Annotated in this window: 13 protein-coding genes; 7 read left to right on the forward strand and 6 right to left on the reverse strand. The window is 70.2% G+C overall.

What is annotated here, in order from left to right; genetic code table 11:
• Window positions 1-172: 172 nt before the first annotated feature.
• From ACGFNV_RS17650 to ACGFNV_RS17670, 5 genes are all read right to left on the reverse strand, one after another.
• Window positions 173-1,273: an alcohol dehydrogenase catalytic domain-containing protein gene (locus ACGFNV_RS17650; protein ID WP_393623436.1), complete on the reverse strand. Its 1,101-nt coding sequence runs from the start codon at window positions 1,271-1,273 to the stop codon at window positions 173-175.
• A gap of 54 nt (window positions 1,274-1,327) precedes the next feature.
• On the reverse strand, window positions 1,328-1,870 hold the full coding sequence (locus tag ACGFNV_RS17655; protein ID WP_393623438.1) for a carboxymuconolactone decarboxylase family protein: 543 nt from the start codon (window positions 1,868-1,870) through the stop codon (window positions 1,328-1,330).
• 89 nt (window positions 1,871-1,959) lie between these two features.
• Window positions 1,960-2,964: a VOC family protein gene (locus tag ACGFNV_RS17660; protein WP_393623440.1), complete on the reverse strand. Its 1,005-nt coding sequence runs from the start codon at window positions 2,962-2,964 to the stop codon at window positions 1,960-1,962.
• A gap of 79 nt (window positions 2,965-3,043) precedes the next feature.
• On the reverse strand, window positions 3,044-4,372 hold the full coding sequence (gene eno, locus ACGFNV_RS17665; RefSeq protein ID WP_393623442.1) for a phosphopyruvate hydratase: 1,329 nt from the start codon (window positions 4,370-4,372) through the stop codon (window positions 3,044-3,046).
• 674 nt (window positions 4,373-5,046) lie between these two features.
• Complete coding sequence (locus ACGFNV_RS17670) at window positions 5,047-6,078, reverse strand: LacI family DNA-binding transcriptional regulator (protein WP_393623443.1); 1,032 nt, start codon at window positions 6,076-6,078, stop codon at window positions 5,047-5,049.
• Between the two features lie 187 nt (window positions 6,079-6,265).
• On the opposite strand from ACGFNV_RS17670, the gene ACGFNV_RS17675 reads away from it, so the two are divergent.
• Entirely contained in the window at window positions 6,266-7,045 is a 780-nt protein-coding gene (locus tag ACGFNV_RS17675) for a fumarylacetoacetate hydrolase family protein (RefSeq protein WP_393623445.1), read from the forward strand.
• A 197-nt stretch (window positions 7,046-7,242) separates the two neighbouring features.
• On the opposite strand, the gene ACGFNV_RS17680 is transcribed toward ACGFNV_RS17675, so the two are convergent.
• Window positions 7,243-8,511, reverse strand: coding sequence for an MFS transporter (locus tag ACGFNV_RS17680; RefSeq protein ID WP_393623446.1), 1,269 nt, complete (start codon window positions 8,509-8,511; stop codon window positions 7,243-7,245).
• 766 nt (window positions 8,512-9,277) lie between these two features.
• Between ACGFNV_RS17680 and ACGFNV_RS17685 the strand changes: the two genes are divergently transcribed.
• The 6 genes from ACGFNV_RS17685 (at window position 9,278) to ACGFNV_RS17710 (ending at window position 17,809) form a co-directional block, all read left to right on the forward strand.
• Window positions 9,278-10,282 carry a C-terminal binding protein gene (locus tag ACGFNV_RS17685; RefSeq protein ID WP_393623447.1) on the forward strand — a complete coding sequence of 335 codons (1,005 nt, stop codon included), beginning with the start codon at window positions 9,278-9,280 and terminating at the stop codon, window positions 10,280-10,282.
• A 212-nt stretch (window positions 10,283-10,494) separates the two neighbouring features.
• Window positions 10,495-11,523, forward strand: a complete 1,029-nt coding sequence (locus ACGFNV_RS17690; RefSeq protein ID WP_393623449.1) for a phosphotransferase family protein — start codon at window positions 10,495-10,497, stop codon at window positions 11,521-11,523.
• Window positions 11,524-11,567: 44 nt separating this feature from the next.
• The gene (locus ACGFNV_RS17695) at window positions 11,568-12,167 is read left to right on the forward strand and encodes a cupin domain-containing protein (protein WP_393623451.1); all 600 of its coding nucleotides are present in this window, start codon (window positions 11,568-11,570) and stop codon (window positions 12,165-12,167) included.
• A gap of 66 nt (window positions 12,168-12,233) precedes the next feature.
• Window positions 12,234-13,859 (forward strand): DUF4192 domain-containing protein, encoded by a 1,626-nt coding sequence (locus tag ACGFNV_RS17700; RefSeq protein ID WP_393623453.1) that lies wholly within the window; start codon window positions 12,234-12,236, stop codon window positions 13,857-13,859.
• A 1,122-nt stretch (window positions 13,860-14,981) separates the two neighbouring features.
• A complete protein-coding gene (locus ACGFNV_RS17705) occupies window positions 14,982-16,919 on the forward strand; it encodes a glycogen debranching N-terminal domain-containing protein (RefSeq protein WP_393623455.1) in 1,938 nt (645 codons plus the stop codon).
• Between the two features lie 131 nt (window positions 16,920-17,050).
• On the forward strand, window positions 17,051-17,809 hold the full coding sequence (locus tag ACGFNV_RS17710) for an NUDIX hydrolase (protein WP_133932823.1): 759 nt from the start codon (window positions 17,051-17,053) through the stop codon (window positions 17,807-17,809).
• Window positions 17,810-17,860 lie beyond the last annotated feature (51 nt).

Raw genomic sequence — 17,860 nt, forward strand, 5'->3', positions numbered from 1 at the left:
GCGCCGACGAGCGCACAGGCTGAGCGCACGGGCCGAGCCCACAAGCCGTGTGCACAGATCGAGCGCACAGGCCGTGTGCACGGCCCTTGAGATGAAACACCCCACGGCGGTGTCAGGGCAGAACAGGACCGCCGTGGGGTGGGTTCGCGTGCGGTTCACCCGGATCCACGGTTCAGGGGATCACGACGTAGTTGCTGAACCCGCCGTCGTGGTCCGTCGCGCGTCCTGAGATCGCCTCGTTGACCTTGGACAGCGGGAAGGGCTTGGTGATCAGGTACGACAGGTCCAGGGCTCCCGTCTCCACCATGTCGGCGATCTCCTGCCCCTGCGCGGTGGTGAACCAGTTGGAGCCGATCAGCTGGACCTGCTCGTCCATGAGCCACTTCACGTCCACGGGCAACCGGTCTGCCACGCCCCCCACGTTGACCACCTTGCCGCCCCGGCGGACACCCTGCATGGAGTCCAGCATCGTCTCCACGGGGGCCTTGGCGCCCAGGGCGCTGATGACGAAGTCCGCCCCCTCGCCCCCGGTACGGGACTTCGCCCACGCGCCGGTGGAGCCCTCGCCCAGCCGCATGACCTCGATCCGGTCCGGGGCCAGTTCCTTCACACGCTTGAGGAGTTCCTCGTTGCGGCCCGTTCCGAGGACCCTGGAGACGCCCGAGGCCAGCGCGAGAAGGGTGGAGGCCACACCGAGGGTGCCGGTGATCCCGTCGATCAGCGCGACCTGGCCGGGGCCGGCCGACGCGTGCTTGAGGGCTCCGTAGGACGTGCCGATGTAGCCGAGCTTGCCGGCCTGCTCGAACGTCATGTTGTCGGGGATGTTGACGATCGAGTACTGCGGCGCCGTCATGTACTCGCAGAAGCCGCCGTACGGGTAGAGGTCGAAGATCCGCTGGCCGTCGCGGGACGTACTGAAGTAGCCGTTGAGGGTGAAGTAGCGGCACCGGCTGAGCTCGCCGCCTCGGCACACCTGGCAGCTGCCGCAGGACCGCAGCGGGCTCACGTACACCCTGTCCCCGGGCTTGGTGTTGAGGACCGCCTCGCCGACCGCCTCGACCACGCCCGCGGGGTCCAGACCGAAGATCGCGGGAAGCTCGGGCAGCGGCTGGTGCGGGTACCACGTGGGCCAGTTGTTGATCACGTTGGCCATGTTCGGCACGATCCCGCACGCCTTGACCCGCACCAGCACGTCGGTCGGCCGCGGAGTGGGCACGTCGATCGTGTCCACCGACATCGGCTCACCGAGCGCGTGAAGTCGTGCAGCGAGCATTTTCGCCATTGAAATACTCCTCGGAATTCCTTGCAAAAAACGCGCGGGGCGGGATCAGAAAGGGTTGGCGTAACCGGACTCGAGGTCGATGTCCAGCAATCCCATGATGCGGACGCCGGAGTTGTACCAGGCGATGGACAACGACAGTTCGACCATCTGCTGGTCCGTCAGATGTGCGGCGGCGGCACGCCACGTCTCTTCGGAGACGTCGACCTTGAGGGTGGATTCCCTGGCGAGGCGCATGACCGCCTTCTCCGTCGCGTCGAACAGACCGGACGACTCGAAGTCGGCCACCGCCGCGAGCTGTTCCTCCGTGAGCCCGGCCTTGAGCCCGTGCGACTGGTGGTGCGCCACCTCGTACGCGGACCGGGTCGCGTGCCCCACGGTCAGAATGGCCAGTTCACGCAGCTTGGGGCTCAGGTCGGCGGCCCGCAGCGAGTTGGCGTAGGTCAGGAAGGCGTCCAACTGCGTCGGCGCGTTGGTCAGGGCGAGGAAGATGTTCGCCGTCGGTACCTTGCGTTCGGCTTCGAGCCGGTCGTACAGAGGCTTCAGCGCCTCGTCCGCGTCCTCGCGGCGCAGGTAGGGAACTCGTGCCATGGCGTCTCCTCGGGGTGCGGAGGGGTGGAGAGGGGTGTGGAGGGGAGGGGTGTGGAGGGGAGGGGTGTGGAGGGGTGTGGAGCGAGGGGTCAGCGGGCGGACTGTTCGAGCAGGTACTGCTCGAGCGTCATCGGCTTCGGGAGCTCGGCGGGCGGCGTCTGCGGCGTCCCCACGAAGGGCGACGCCTCGAAATACCACTTCTCCAGGGCCGGGAAGCCCCAGCGGACGTTGGTGCTGAGCGACCCCGCGTCCCAGCGCACGGGCTCGATCTCGGTGTCGATCGTCTGGTAGTGGGCGTTGAAGACCTCCACGCGGTGCCCGTCGGGGTCGCGGAGGTAGGTGAAGAGCATGCCGCCCGGACCGTGACGTCCCGGTCCCCGCTCGACCCCCTCGCCGTAGCCGAGGATGCCCGCCCAGTCGCAGGCGGTGAAGATGTCGCGGCTCTCGGAGACGGTGTACGCGAAGTGGTGCAGGGCGGGACCGGTGTTCTCCACGAGCGCCAGGTCCAGGGTGGTGCCCTTGCGGTACATGAACGAGCCGAGCAGCTTGTCGCCGTGCGCCAGGTACTCGGAGTTCCGGAAGCCGAGTTCGCCGTAGAACGCGGTCAGCTCGTAGGTGTTCGGCGCGAAGGTCTGGAAGTGGTCCAGCCGCTGCGCGTGGGCACCCTTGTGGTGCTCGAAGCTGATGTGCAGCCTCGGCCGCGTCTCCATGTGCGCGCAGAGTTCGAGCGGGGTGCCTATTGGGTCGGTGACGTGCAGGGTACGGCTCTGGTACGGCAGGTCGACCCATTCCGCGGGCAGCCCTCGCTCGCGGAACCAGGCGTAGGCGATGTCGAGGTCCTCGTCGAAGAAGACCCGGAAACCGATCCTCCTGCACGAACCGGCGCCCTCCTCGTCCAGCTCCAGCACGAGGCTGTGATGGCAGGCCTCGGCGAGACCGCGGAGGTAGCAGGTGCGCTCGTCCTCGTCGCTGACGACGAGTCCGAGGGCGTTCACATAGAAGTTCCGGCTCTCGGCGAGATCGGCCACGGTGAGCCGCACATGGCTGGTTCGGGTGATGTTGAAACTCGGGCGCAGATTGACGGGTGGCAGCATGCTGGTCTCCGTGCTCCGGACAGCTCAGGATTTCGATGACTTTAGTACTTCGATGACCGCTACGGCCTGGGTGGAATTTCTACGTCTCGGACGTGGAAGGTGTGGAAGGGGTGGAAGGCGCGGAATCGGCGAATGTGAAGGCGGACCAGCCGCTGAATTCCGCGGATTCCCCGAGGGACTCCTCGATGCGCAGAACCTCGTTCCACTTGGCCATGCGTTCCGAGCGTGTGAACGAGCCCACCTTCAACTGGCCCGCGTCCCATCCGACGCTCAGATGGGCGATGGTGACGTCCTCCGTCTCTCCGGAGCGGGCCGAGACGATCGTGCCGAAGCCGGCGTCCTTTCCGGCGCGCAGGGCCTGGAAGGCCTCGGTCACGGTGCCTGCCTGGTTGGGCTTGACGAGGACGGCGTTCGCCGCACCAGCGGTGGCCGCCGCCTCGACCCGCTTGGCGTTCGTGACCAGGTAGTCGTCGCCGATCACCTGGCAGTGCCGGCCGTGCCGCCGGGTGAACTCCACCATGCCCTCGTGGTCGTCCTCGCCCACCGGATCCTCGACCGAGAGGATCGGATACCGCTCGATCCAGCCGCCCAGCATGTCGATCAACGCCTCGGTGTCCAACGTACGGTCGTCCAGCGCGAGCGTGTACCGCCCGCCGCCGCCGAACTGCGAGGCGGCGACGTCCAGGGAGATGCCGACCTGGGTGGCGGGTGTGAAGCCCGCGGTCTCGATGGCCAGGGTCAGCGTCTCCAGAGCCTCCTCGTTGGAGTCGAACGCGGGCCAGAAGCCACCCTCGTCGGCCACGCCCTGGGCCTTCCCCGCCTTGCGCATCAGGCTCCCGGCCGCCCGGTAGATCTCCGCCGTCCAGTCCAGTGCGTCGGAGAAACTGCGGGCTGCGGGGCAGACCACCATGAAGTCCTGGACGTCGACGCGCCGGTCCGCGTGGGCGCCGCCGCCGAAGATCTGGATCTCCGGCAGCGGGATACGCACCGGGTGACCGCCCGCCACGTGCTGCCACAGCGGTACGCCCGCCGACGCTGCGGCGGACTGCAGTACCGCCATGGACGTCGCCACGATCGCGTTGCCCCCGAGACGGCTGCGGTCGGGAGTTCCGTCGAGGTTGACGAGCAGCCGGTCGACAGCTTCCTGGTCGGTCGCGTCTCGGGTCAGAAGGGCGGGCGCGATCTCGTGGTTCACCGAGCCGACCGCGCGGTGCACGTCGAGTCCGCCGAAGCGGCTGCCGCCGTCGCGCAGGTCGAGCGCCTCGCCCTGGCCCGTCGAGGCCCCCGCCGGCGCGATGGCCCGGCCGACCGAGCCGTCCGCGAGGTGGGCCTCGACCTCGACCGTCGGCCGACCTCGCGAGTCCCACACCCTGCGGCCGTGGAGCTTCGCGATCCGCGTGTCTGTCATGGCGGTGCAACCTTTCGGAGTTCGGACGATCGGGGTGGTGCGGGGTCAGGGGGTGGTGCGGGGTCTCGGGGTGGTGCGGACTCTCGGGGCGGTGCGGACTCTCGGGGCGGTGCGGGGTCCGTGCCTCCCGCAGCGGTACGAAGTCCTTGGCACGAGGTGCGGTGAGGGTCCCGCGGTGGTGCGAGCGTGGGGGGATTGCCGCGCTGCGGCCCCCGATCGGTGGGCCGGTGGGCGGTGGCCGGTGGGCCGACGGGCCAGTGGCGACGGGGCGAGTGAAGTGTCGTACGGCTCTCTTCGACCTCGCCGCGCGCAAATGCTAACGATAGCGCAATCATGCGTAGTGTCGGTGTTCGCGTCAAGAGGGAGGTGGTGTCTCCCTTCCGGGCGGTGGGCGGTGGGTGGCACCCCCTTGGTCGGTTTGCCGGCTAATGCTATCGTTCGCATGACCCGGCACGCTCCGGCGAGAACTCCGGCGGACCTTCGCTCTTCCTGAACGGACGGACAGCGCAGGCAGGCGCGGGTCCGCCGGGCAGGACTGGGGGGAGGAAGGGGGGCTAAACCGGACGGAGTTCCCCTACGTCCAGGAAGGCGCCCGGAGTGCATCGCTCCGGGCGCCTGTGTCTGTCTCTGTGCCTACGTCGCCCCCGTGCCTGCGTGGCCGCCCGTGTCCACCTTCAGTCGGACGTTGACGCTGCCCGTCCGGCGCGTGGCGCGGTGCTGCCGCGCACGATCAGGGAGCCGGGGGAGAGGGACGTGTACGGGCCGTCGTTGCTCGGCTTGGTCTTGAGCCGGCGCATCAGCCACAGTGCGCAGCCGGTGGCCATCTCCTGGATCGGCAGGCCGATCGTGGTGAGCCCGGGCCCCCACCAGGAGAAGCCGGGCTCGTCCCCGAACCCGACCACCGACAGTTCTCCGGGGACCTTCACGCCGTGTTCCGACAGCTCCTCCAGGACGCCGAGGGTGAGCTGGATCGATCCCAGTACGAGGGCGGTGGGTGCGTCGGGTCCCTGGAGCAGCCGGCGTACTGCCAGCCGGCCGTGGTCCACGGACGACGGCGGGCCCAGCTCCGTGATGCCGGCCGTGTCGGGCAGGCCGCCCTCCTGCAGGGCACTGCGGAAGCCGCGCAGACGCTCCGCGCCCGTGGGCAGTTCCTCGGGGCCGCCCAGGTACGCGATCCTGGTGTGTCCCTGGGCCACGAGGTGGGCCGTGGCCTGCCGCAGCGCCTCGTGGTCGTCCACGCCGAACCACTGGGAGCCGAGCGAGGGGTGGCGGCGCAGCAGTTGCAGGTGTGGCACGGCCCGCAGGAGCTTGACGGACTCGCTGTGCGGGCGTGCCGTGGGCACGATGATGACGCCCGCCACGCGGTTCGCGGAGAGCTCCCGCAGGTGGCGCAGCTCCACCATCCGGTCGTCGTCGGTCTCCGAGAGCATCAACTGGAAGCCCTCGGCCTCCATGTTCTTGGACAGCTCGTGCGCGATGGTCGAGTAGAAGCTGTTGCGAATGTCCGGGATCACCAGCGCGACCACGTTGCTGGACGCGCCCCGCATCATCCGTGCCGCGCGGTTGGCCACGTAGCCCATCTCGGAAGCGGCCTGGCGGACCCGGAACTTGGTCTCCTCGCTGATACGCGGGTCGTCGGCGAGTGCCCGGCCGACCGTCGAGACGGAGACGCCGAGGCGTTCGGCGATGTCCCTGGTGGTGATCACGTAGCGGGCCCCCTCGAGCTGCCTGATCCTGGTGCGGTCACTGTCCGTATGCCAACGATAGCACTGCCGTTGCGCTCCGTGGCCGGGGCGGTGGAGCGTCAAGTCTGCGCTTCTGCACTGTGCTAACGTTAGCACTGCTGGATGGGCCGTGCAGTCGACCCCGGCTGCCCAATTGCGGAGGTCTCCTTTGCGGATCGTCAGGTATGCCGTCGGCAGTGCGCATTTCTATGGGGAACTCGAATCCGGGGACACCCGGATCGTCAGATTCGAGGGCGATCCCTTCACCGGGTCGGCTCCCTCGGGTCAGGTCGACGAAGTCGGCGACGTGGTCGTTCTCCCGCCGCTCGAGCGGCCCCGGATCTTCGGATTCGCCTACAACTACGCCTCGCACATCGACGAAACCGACCGCCAGGTCCCGGAAGTTCCCGTGTGCTTCATGAAGCCGAGTACGGCGGTGATCGGGCCGGGGGACGCCATCGTCTATCCGGCCGATGGTGAACTGGTCCATTTCGAAGGTGAGTTGGTCGTCGTCATCGGAAAGGAAGCCCGCCATGTGAAGCCTTCCGAGGCTCATGAATACATTCTCGGCTACACATGCGGAAATGACGTCAGCGACCGCATCGTCCAGCGCAAGGAAAGCAAGTTCGGAACCCTCCTGATCGGGAAGGGGCAGGACACCTTCGCGCCCCTCGGGCCGGTCATCGCGACCGAACTCGACCCGTCCGCACTCTCGCTGACGACCCGTGTGAACGGGACCGTCACCCAGTCTGCGACCACGGCCGACCTGCTGCTCGCCGTTCCCGAGCTGGTCAGCTACCTCAGCCGCTACCTGACGCTGCTGCCCGGTGACGCGATCATGACGGGTACGCCTGCGGGGGTCGGGCCGATCCGCCCCGGGGACGAGGTCGAGGTCGAGATCGAGGGCATCGGCGTACTGCGCAACCCGGTCGTGGCGGAGAGCGTCTGAGCCCGGGCGTCAGCCGGCACTCATCAGGGGCCTGTCCATCGCTCGGCGGTGGGCAGGCCCGTGCTGCTCGTCCGGTACACACCACAGGCCTGCCTTCCGCTCGGCGGTCGGCAGGCCCTGTCACTCGTCCGGCACACACCAGGGGGCCTGCCCTCCGCTCGGCGACGGGCAGGCCCCGCGGTGTATCCGCACAGGCCCTAGCGAGCCGCGTTGTTGAACTGAGACGGGCGGACGAAGGACAGGGCGGCGACGCCGACCAGCGGCAGGAAGGTGACCTGCAGGAGCCCGGCCCGGCTCCAGCCGAAGGAGTCCACCAGGGCGGCGAACAGCAGCCCCGAGAACGCAGCCGTTCCGTAGTAGCTGGTGACGAAGAGGCCGGAGGCGCGTCCGATCTGTTCGGGGCGGACGGCCCTCTGTATCGCGCTGTTGGTGTTCGGGTAGATGAAGCCCAGTCCGAAGGCTCCCATGAGGAAGGCGTACACGCACTGCACGCCGACTCCCGCCTGCGTCTCGTAGATCCCCACGCTGATCACCGAGACCGCCAGCAGGCTCATGATCAGCAGGCTGCGCTGGTTCACGCGGTCGCCGAGCCAGCCCCCGAGGACGGCTGTCATGCCGCCGAAGCCGAGAAGGCTCATGGCGAGTGCGGCCTGCTCGGCGGTGTAGTGGTGCGAGGTGATCAGGTACGTCGGGTAGAGACCGAGGAAGCCGTAGATGGCGACACCGCTGACCACCGAGTGGACGGCCAGCGCGATGGTGTTGCGGTTGTAGGCGGAGGTCGGCATGTACTCGTACGTCCTGGTCGCGACCGTCTTCTCCACGGAGTGCTCGGTCAGGCCGGTCCTCACGAGGAACAGGGAGGCGGCGGCGATCAGCAGGCCGGCCGTGCCGAACAGGTAGAAGGGCGAGTGCCAGGTGCCGTGCATGCTCATGAGCCGAACGCCGATCAGCGGGGCGATGAACACGCCGACGGAGTAGCCCACGCCGATGACGCCGAAGGCCAGGCCCCGCCGATGGGTGAAGAAGGCGCCGATCGCGGCGAAGATGGCGGCGGACTGCATGCCCTCCCCGAAGCCGGAGATGACCCGGTACACCGTCATGTCGGCGAAACCGGTCGCCAGCGGCGTCGCCATGGTGCCCAGCGAGTAGATCACGATGCTGACGAGCAGCACCGTCTTGCGGCGGAAGCGGTCCAGCAGGTAGCCCGCGGGCAGGCCGGCCAGGGCCATGCCGAGGGTGAAGTTGGTGGCCAGCAGTCCGCCCTGCTCCAGCGAGAACCCGTACTCCGCACGGATGTTGGGCAGAAGCGGGGGGAAGACCTGGCGGTCCATCGCGTTGACCATGTAGGAGAGGACCACCAGCAGGAAGCCCGCGCCGATCATCCCCTTGGAGAGGGGCGCGCGGTTGCTGTCCTGGATGTCGTCGGCGGGAACTGCTGGGGTGTCGACTTGCGCTGCGTGAGTCATAGCGGCTCCTGAGGAGGAATGGGCCACGGCTGGCCGCGGGAATGCCCAGCCGTACGGGGCCGTACGGGGCCGTACGGACAAGGCGAGAAGCGGTGAGCTGAACACGGACTCGGGCCGGTGACGGTGGCCGTGAGGTGATACGTGGCCGGCCGGGCCAGTGGAATGTGAGGCGACGGGCCGCCGTGCGGTCGGACACCGCATGCGGAATTCAGCCGGTATATCGCCCGTCGGGGACGTCCGTGGCTATGACGTCGTCGACAGCCGGACGCCGCGCGGACACTTGTCGGCCACGCGGTCGGCGTTGGCCAAAACCATGGAGGGAAGTCACTGGCGCGTCAAGATGCGGACAGTGGATTTCTTCGAGGGGCGTCGATTTCAGCTTCGATGGTTGTCGATTTCAGGGTGCCGGCGATCGAGCGTGCGCCAGGGCTCTTGACGTGTCGAAGCTCGGGAGTGCTATCGTTAGCATCGCGTGGCTGTGACAGAGTGATGCGACGTGCCCCGGCATCTCGTGACCCGTTCCAGGGACGTCCCGCGGCGCCTCCACCGACCACAAGTCGGCGAGCGCCGGCACCCGACCCGAGCCCAGCGACCCTCTCCACCCGCCCCCCGCGGCCGACGGCCGCATCGGACATGCCGTCGGCCGCCCTTCCCGGATGACGACCAAGCCCGCTGACATGACGATCAAGCCAGCTCACCGGACGCGACGGGGCGGGACGCCCGGCAGCCGGCCGGCTGCCGCACGATTCTGCGAGGACGACCTGCCATGAAACCACCGAGCCGCCCAGGCACCGTGCTGCTCACCGACTACGCCTGGCCCGACGACTGCGTCGAGCGATCCGTCATCGAGGGCGCGGGCCACACCCTGGTGACCGGCCCCGCCGAGCCCGCCTCCGCCGAGGCGATCGAGGAGCTGGTCGCCGAGCACCGGCCCGCCGGGATCCTGACCTGCTGGGCGCCCGTGTCCGCCACCGCGATCGGCACCTCGCCGGATCTGCGGATCGTGGCCCGGCTCGGGGTCGGCCTCGACAACATCGCCGTGGACGCCGCCACGGAGCGGGGGGTGTGGGTCACCAACGTCCCGGACTACTGCGTCGAGGAAGTCTCCGACCACGCCGTCGGCATGGTGCTGGCCTGGACGCGGGGCCTGGCCGTGTTCGACCGGGCGGTCCGTGCGGGCCGCTGGGATCCCGCGAGCGCCCGGCTGCGCCGGTTGTCGACGCTGACCTGCGGCATCGTCGGATACGGGCGCATCGGGCGCGCCACCGCGCGCAAGCTCGGCGCGTTCGGCTGCCGGATCCTGGCCCACGACCCGCACCCGCCGAAGGACACCCCCGGAGTGGAGAGTGTGGGCCTGGAGGAGCTGCTGCGCCGCAGCGACGTGGTGATCCTCCATGTGCCGCTCCTGCCCGGCACTCACCACATCATCGGTGCCGAGCAACTGGCGACCATGAAGCCGGGCGGCTTGTTGGTCAACGTCAGCAGGGGCGGCCTGGTGGACACCGACGCGGTCACCAAGGCACTGGACAGCGGGCACCTGGACGGCGCCGCCTTCGACGTACTGGAGAGCGAACCCCACGTCCCCGCCGAGCTACTGGCCCAGCCCGGCGCGCTGCTCACCCCGCATGTGGCCTTCTCCTCCGACGCCTCGGTGGCGGAGCTGCGCCGCCGGGCCGCGGAGGAGGTCGTACGGATCTTGGCGGGCGAGGCGCCGGCGCATCCGTGCAACAGCGTTGATGGGCTGCATGCTGGATCGGGTGACCGGCGATGAACGTGGCATCCGAGGCGGCGAGTCCGGATTCTGGGCCGGTGAGTTCGGGCCCTGGACCTGGGCCGGTGAGTTCGGATTCTGGGCCGGTGGGTTCGGATCCTGCAGCGGTGAGTCTGGGCGCTGGGCCTGCGCGTCCGGACCCGGCACCTGCGCGTCCGGACTCGGCACCTGCGCGTCCGGACCCGGCACCTGCGCGTCCGGACCTTGCGCCCGTGAGTCCGGACCTCGCACCGGTGAGTCCTGACCCCGCGCTGTCCGACTTCCTGACCGCGCACGGGCTCGCGGCGCCCGGCGAAGTCGCGCACTGGACGCCGTTGGCCGGGGGTGTCTCGTCCGACCTGTGGCGGGTGGACCTGCCGGGACGCTCCCTGTGCGTCAAGCGGGCCCTGGCCCGACTGAGGGTCGCGGCCGAGTGGGAGGCGCCGGTGTCGCGCAACGCCTACGAATGGGCGTGGATGCGCTTCGCCTCCCGGCACGGCCCCGACAGTGTGCCCGAACTCCTCGCCCACGATCCCGGAGCCGGCCTCTTCGCGATGTCGTATCTGCCCCCGGAGCGCTACCCGATGTGGAAGGCGCAGTTGCTCAACGGCGAGGTGGAGGTGGCGACCGCGGCGGCCGTCGGGGAGGTGCTCGGCGCCCTGCACGCGGCGAGCGCGGGTGACGCGGCCCTTGCCGCGGAGTTCGCCACCGACGACAACTTCCATGCCCTGCGTATCGAGCCGTATCTGCTGGCGACCGCAGCGGCGCATCCCGCTCTGGGCGACATCCTCCAGGGCCTCGCCGACCGCACGGCCGGCACACGTCTGGCGCTGGTGCATGGCGACGTCAGCCCCAAGAACATCCTCGTCGGCCCGTCGGGACCCGTGCTGCTGGACGCCGAGTGCGCCTGGTACGGAGACCCGGCCTTCGACCTCGCCTTCTGCGTCAACCATCTGCTCCTCAAGAGTCTCGTGGTGCCCGGACGCCGTGCCGAACTCCTGCGGTCCGCCCACGTGCTCGCCGAGGAATACGTCCGGCACGTCGACTGGGAACCCCGGCCGGACCTGGAGGCCCGGGCCGCGTCGCTGCTGCCGGCGTTGCTCCTCGCGCGGGTGGACGGCAAGTCCCCGGTGGAATACCTCACCGACGACCGGCTCCGGCTGTTCGTACGCACGGTGGCGTCGGCTCTCCTTCGGGCGTCGGCAGCCAGCGTGAAGGGCGTGCTGGATGCCTGGGAACGTTTCGTCGTTTCGACCTTTTGATGTCCCGGCGGATCCGACGGACCGCCCGAGGAGGGGAGGGACCCATGCGCAGAGTCGTCACGGGCCATGACGAGAACGGCAGGTCGGTCGTCGTGAGCGACGGCCCCGTCCCGCGCAGTCGGGAGTTCACCAGTCTGCCGGGCTGGGTGTCCCGCCTGCCGTGGGCCACCGACCCCGGCGAGCAGGTCAGCCGGACGGGCGAGGACCCCACGCCGAAAGTCACCAGCCTGCTCCCGGCGCCCGGTGGCACCCGGTTCATCGTCCTGACCTTCCCGCCGGATACCGCGATGGCCGACCCGGAGTTCGACCCCGTCGCTTTCGACCGGGAGCAGCGGGCCGACTCGCCCGGGATTGCCGAACTCATCGAGCCCGACGGCATGCACACGACGCCGACCGTGGACTACGGCATCGTGCTGCAGGGCGAGGTCATCCTCGAACTCGACGACGGCCGCTGCACCCGGCTCTCGGCAGGTGACGTCGTGATCCAGAACGGCACCCGCCATGCCTGGCGCAACCGCAGCGGCCGACCGGTCACGATGGCTTTCGTGCTGGTCGGCGTCGCCGATGGCGCTGATGTCGCCGATGCCTCCGGTGTCGCCGGTGCGGAGCATGGTGACAGCGAGGTCGCCAGTCAATGTGGGTGACGTGTCTCTGACTTGAGTTATCCACAGGGCTAAGCGGAATCTTGCGATCCGCGAGATCGTCAGCGCATGACGAATCACGGCGAAACCACTGGATCCTTCGAAGACGGCGACATTGCCGGATGTGACGGACAAGACCCGTACGAGGGGCACGGCACCCACCAGATCACCCTGCGCACCCCGGCCGAACTGGCCGACGCCCTGCCCTACCTGCTCGGCTACCGCCCCGAGGACAGCATCGTCCTGGTCGCCCTGCACGACAGGGACGGCCGCGGCAGGTTCGGCGGCCGGGCCCGGCTCGGCATTCCCGCGAACACGGACGACTGGGCTTCCGTGGCCCGCCAGTTGGCACACGGCCTGGTGACGGGTAGCGAACGCCGAGGGGCTCGGCCGGAACAGATCGTCGCCTACGTCTGCCAGGAACCGGCCAAGGGCGAGTCGGGGCGGCAGGTCATGGAACGACTGCGACCGCTGGCCCAGCGGCTGCGTGTCGAGTGCGGTGCCCTCGACGTGCCGGTCATCGAAGCGCTGTGCATCTCCGACGGCCGCTTCTGGTCCTACTGCTGCGGCAGCGAGAGCTGCTGTCCCAACGAGGGGACTGCCATGGGCCTCCCGGGCACCTCCGTCCTCGCCGCGGCCGCCACCTACGCGGGAATCCAGGTCCGCGGCACCTTGCGGGAGCTGCGCGCAAGGCTGATCCCCTGGGAGACGGCCGCGGCCCTGGAACAGCAGGCCGCCCTGGACACCGCCAACCGGGCGCTGGTCCCCAGGATCCTCGACGACACGAGCCGCGCGGAAGTGGCGGAGGAGACGGTGAAACTGGCCGAACTCGTCATGCGGCGCCTCGCCGAAGCCCCGCTCGTCTCCGGCCCGCTCCTGGCGGACCGCCGCGACGACGAGTTGATCGGGTACGACGAAGCCGCGACGCTGATCCTCGGCCTGCAGGACCGCATGACCCGCGATCGCGCGGCCGAGTGGATGGAGGGCGACGAGGCAGGCCCCGCCCTACGTCTCTGGCGGTCTCTTGCCCGCCGCTGCGTGGGCGCCTACGGCGAGCACGCCGCAGCTCCTCTCGCCCTGGCCGGCTGGGTGGCCTGGTCGACGGGCGACGGCATCGAGGCGAGGGAAGCCCTCGCGATGGCACTGGGCGCAGACCCGGAGTACCTCTTCGCCCGCCTTCTCCACCAGGCGTGCAACGAGGGCGTGGACCCGGAATCCATCCGCCGCTGTCTGCGCGGCGAACGCGACGCGAGGGCGGAGCGGACGGAGGAGAGCCAGGGCGCCGCCAGGAAGGAAGACGATGAAAGCGCGGAAGGAGAGGAAAGCGAGAAAGAAGAGGAGGGAGAGGAAGGAGAGGAAGGAGAGGAAGGAGAGGAAAGCGGGGAAGGGCAGGAGGGGGATGGCATTGCATCGGTGAGGATTCCCGAGCCGGTGTCCCGAGAGGCCTCTCGTCGGCGTCGTCGGCTACGCGCCACGGGCACCGGCGCCTCCATCCACGCCCCGAGCGGTGGCAAACGTGAGCCCGGGCCGGACGCCCTCCGACCCCGCACGCCGGCGTCAGGCCGTACGCGTCCCACCACCACGCGGACGGGGGCCGCGCGTGCTCGTAGTACGGGCAAGGGCGCGGTACGGCGCCGAGACGCCCATGCAGGAGGCGCCAACCCCGCAATCGGTGGCGGCGAGCGGGAGGTGTGAGCCGCCCCGGACAGGGAGGAGCGGCCGGAGCCCGGATCGGCGCCACACGGGTTCCATCCCGCGGCCGCACAGGCTGTCGCACCCTGCGGCCTCACACGTCGACCGTCTCGACCACGGGACAGGCGCAGGCAACCCGCCGTAGCGACACTCCCCGGCCATTCGGAGGGGCTGCCCAGTGGTGCCCGTGACCCCGGGGAGCCCCGTTCCGTTCACCTGAGTGGCGGAGCGCCCGGCCGTGGTGTGTCGCCACCCGCCCCCGTCCTGCCGGGGCCTTCGACCCGGCGCCGACCACGCCAGAGGCACACAGAGCGCAGGAGAAGCCCTCGTATGCATCAGCCGACCTCGCCCGCCACTGCCGACGACGACCGCCCCACCATCAACCAGGCCTCGCCGCCTCGTCAGCCCGTCGCAGGCCTGCCGACTGCTGCGGGCAGTGCCGGCCACTACGACCCGACCGCGCCGCCCCGGCCCACCGGGGCTGCACAGGGCCGACCTCCCCTGGCAGGCGTGGCCCATAGCGGGCCCTTGCTCCCGATCCCCGGCACTGCCCAGAGCAGTTCTCCACGCCAATCCACGGGCACTGCCCAGGACAGTTCTCCGCGCCAACCGCCGAGCGTTGACCAGGACAGCCCTCCGCGCCGACCCTCAGGTACTGCCCGGGGCGGGCCCCCGCTCCCACCCTCGGGCATTGCCCAGCACAGCTCTCCACGGCAACCCTCGCGCACTGGCCAGGGCGACTCTCCGCGCCAACCGCCGGGCGTTGCTCAGCACAGCCCTCCACACCAACCCGTCGCCACCAGCCAAGACAGCCCCCCACAACAGCCCCTCGACATCGACCAACACCGCCCACATCAGCCCGCCCACACCGGCCAAGGCTCTTGTCCACCCCAACCCACCCGCACCGCTCCAAAGAACAGGGCCTCGCCCCACCCGGCCCCCCGACCGTCCAACGCCCCACCCCTCACCCCTACACGGACGTCACCCTCCTTCCCGCCCACCGATCAGACGCGACGCCCACCCATCACCTCCCCCCGAAGCACCCAGCCCAGGACCACAGCCCCGGCCGCAGGCGCAACCGCAGCCCTTCGCCGTTCCGCCGAGCTGCCCCCTGTCCACTCCGCCATGATCTGCGTCGCCCTGCCCGGGCTCGCGATCTCCACCCAGGAAGGTCAGCTGACCGGCCAAGGGCTGGAAGGCTTCTACCGGGCGGGACGCCGTGTGCTCGCCCGGTGCCAGGTGCGCGTGGCGGGGCGCGAGCCGCTTGCCGTCCAGGCCCGGATGACCGCTTCGGACCAGGCCCGCTTCGTCGGCACCCTGCGTACCTCCCCGCACACCGGACCGGACCCCGACCTCGTCGTCGAGCGGATCCGTCACGCGGACGGCATGGAGCGGATCACACTGCACAGCGCGGCCCCGCGCCCTCTGCGCCTGCCCGTCGAGGTGGCACTCGGTACGGACCTCGCCGACCTGGGCGCGATCGCGTCCGGCCACACGGGACCCGAGCTGCCCGCGAGCGTCCATGACTCCGGTCTGCGCTGGTCCGGCCCCAGCGGGTCCTCGTCCGTCACGGCGGACCCACCGCCCGCCGACGCGCTGGCCTCCGCCGGCCTGCTGCGCTGGGATGTGGAACTGCCTCCGGGCGGCAGCACGACCGTGGAGCTACGGGTACGCCCGGACGGCGCGGGCCCCCTCCGATCCATGGGCCGCGCGGCGACCAACCCCCTGACCCCCGCCGGTTCCACCGCACCCACCGGAGCGACGGGCGACGACCCACGCGTCCAGGCATTCCTGCGGACCAGCGTCGAGGATCTCCAGGCACTGCTGTTGCGCGACCCGGCACACCCCGCGGACACGTACCTCGCGGCCGGGGCTCCCTGGCGGTGCGGTCTCGCCCCGGCGGAGGCCCTCGCCGCGGCCCGGATGACGCTGCCCCTCGGTACACGGCTGGCCGCGGGCACACTGCGCACCCTCGCCCGCACCCAGATCTCCCACCCGGACCCCCGATCCGGCATGATCCCGGGACCACGACGGGACGCCGGCGCACATCTGCCACCGGGATGCACGGGCACGGAGGCCACGCTTCTGTTCCCCGTACTCCTCGCCGAGGCCCGCCGCTGGGGGCTTTCGGAGCCCGAGACGCAAGAGCTGTTGCCGACGGCCGAGCGCTGTCTGAGCTGGTTGAGGACCGCCGCGGCCGACGGTCCGTATCTACGCGATCCGCAGCCCGGCGGCCCCGCCCGGTGCGAGACACAGGCCCACGCCCACCGCGCGGCATTGCTCGGCGCCGACCTGCTCGACGCCTGCGGTCGGCCGGGCAGTGCCGAGCTGCGGCAATGGGCCCGGGCACTCCGGACGGCCTTTCGCGTGGACTTCTGGATCGACGACCTCGGCGGCGGCCGGCCGGCGGCCGCCCTCGCTCCCGACGGACGTCCCGTACCGCACCTCGGCGCGGCTGCCGCCCATCTCCTCGACACCGGCCTGCTGGGCGGGGGTGAACGCGCACCCGGACTGCTCGACAAGGTGCAGACCGAACAACTGGCGAGGCTGCTCGGCAGCCCGGTCCTGGACTCGGGGTGGGGTCTGCGCGGACTGGGTGTGAAGGAGCCGGGGCACAACCCGTTCGGACACCGCGTCGGCGCCGTACGCGTGCAGGAGACAGCCGTCGCCGTCGCGGGCCTGGCCGATGCCGGATACGAGAAGGAAGCGGGTTCGCTGCTGCGTGGCGTACTGGCGGCGGCCGAGGCCTTCGGTCACCGGCTGCCGGAGATGTACGCGGGCGAGCAGCGCACCGACGGGAGTACTCCGCTGCCCCACCCGGCGGCCTGCCGCCCCGCCGCCACCGCGGCGGCCGCGGGAGTGCTGCTGCTGACCACCCTCGCGGGTATCCGCCCCGACGCCCCGGCCGGGACGGTCACGCTTCGACCCATGCGCAGTGCCCCTCTGGGCGAGATCGGCCTGACGGGCCTACGGGTCTCGGGTGCGCCCTTCTCCGTACGGGTGAGCCGACTCGGCCTGGCCATGGTGGAGGAAGCCGCCGACGGCCTGCAATTGGGGGTGTGACCTCGTACGACGCGCCGAAGAGAGCAGGGCGGAGAGCAAGGGTGAGGCGCAGGACGACACAAAGGAGGTCAGCCACCTGCGCGGCTTACGAAGGGAGTGTTTATCGTCAGGCAGACGACTATGATCGCCGCATGCCCTACGACCCGTCAGCCTTTCCACCTTTCGCCGTCACTGTGGACCTGGTCGTGCTGACCGTGCGCCGCCATGCCCTGTGCGCGCTGGCGGTACGCAGGGGGGAGCCACCGTTCCAGGGGCGCTGGGCGCTCCCGGGCGGTTTCGTACGGGCTGACGAGGACCTGGCGCAGGCAGCCGCACGTGAGCTGGCCGAGGAGACCGGCCTGCGCGCCCACGACCCCTCCGTGCCCGTCCCGGAATACGGCGCCCACCTCGAGCAACTGGCCACATACGGCGATCCCAAGCGGGACCCCCGGATGCGCGTGGTCAGCGTCGCCCATCTGGCGCTCGCTCCCGACCTGCCCGCGCCCAGAGCGGGCGGCGACGCCAGCAACGCGCGCTGGGCACCCGTCGAGGAACTGCTCCAACAGGGCGGTTACGGCCGTGACGGCGAACCGGTCGCCCCGCTCGCCTTCGACCACGCCCAGATCCTCGCCGACGGGGTGGAACGCGCCCGCTCCAAGATCGAATACTCCTCCTTGGCCACGGCGTTCTGCCCCGCCGAGTTCACGGTCGGGGAGCTGCGCCGCGTGTACGAGGCGGTATGGGGCGTCGCGCTCGACCCACGCAACTTCCACCGCAAGGTGACGGGAACGCCCGGCTTCCTGGTCCCCACCGGCGGCACCACCACGCGCCAGGGCGGCCGCCCCGCCCAGCTCTTCCGCGCCGGTGGCGCCACACTGCTGAACCCTCCGATGCTGCGCCCCGAAGTGTGACTCCCGGCCTCGGCCGACCAGCCGCGCGGTACCCGCAAAACAGGACATAGC

This window comes from Streptomyces sp. NPDC048751 (assembly GCF_043198595.1).
GTDB lineage: Bacteria > Actinomycetota > Actinomycetes > Streptomycetales > Streptomycetaceae > Streptomyces.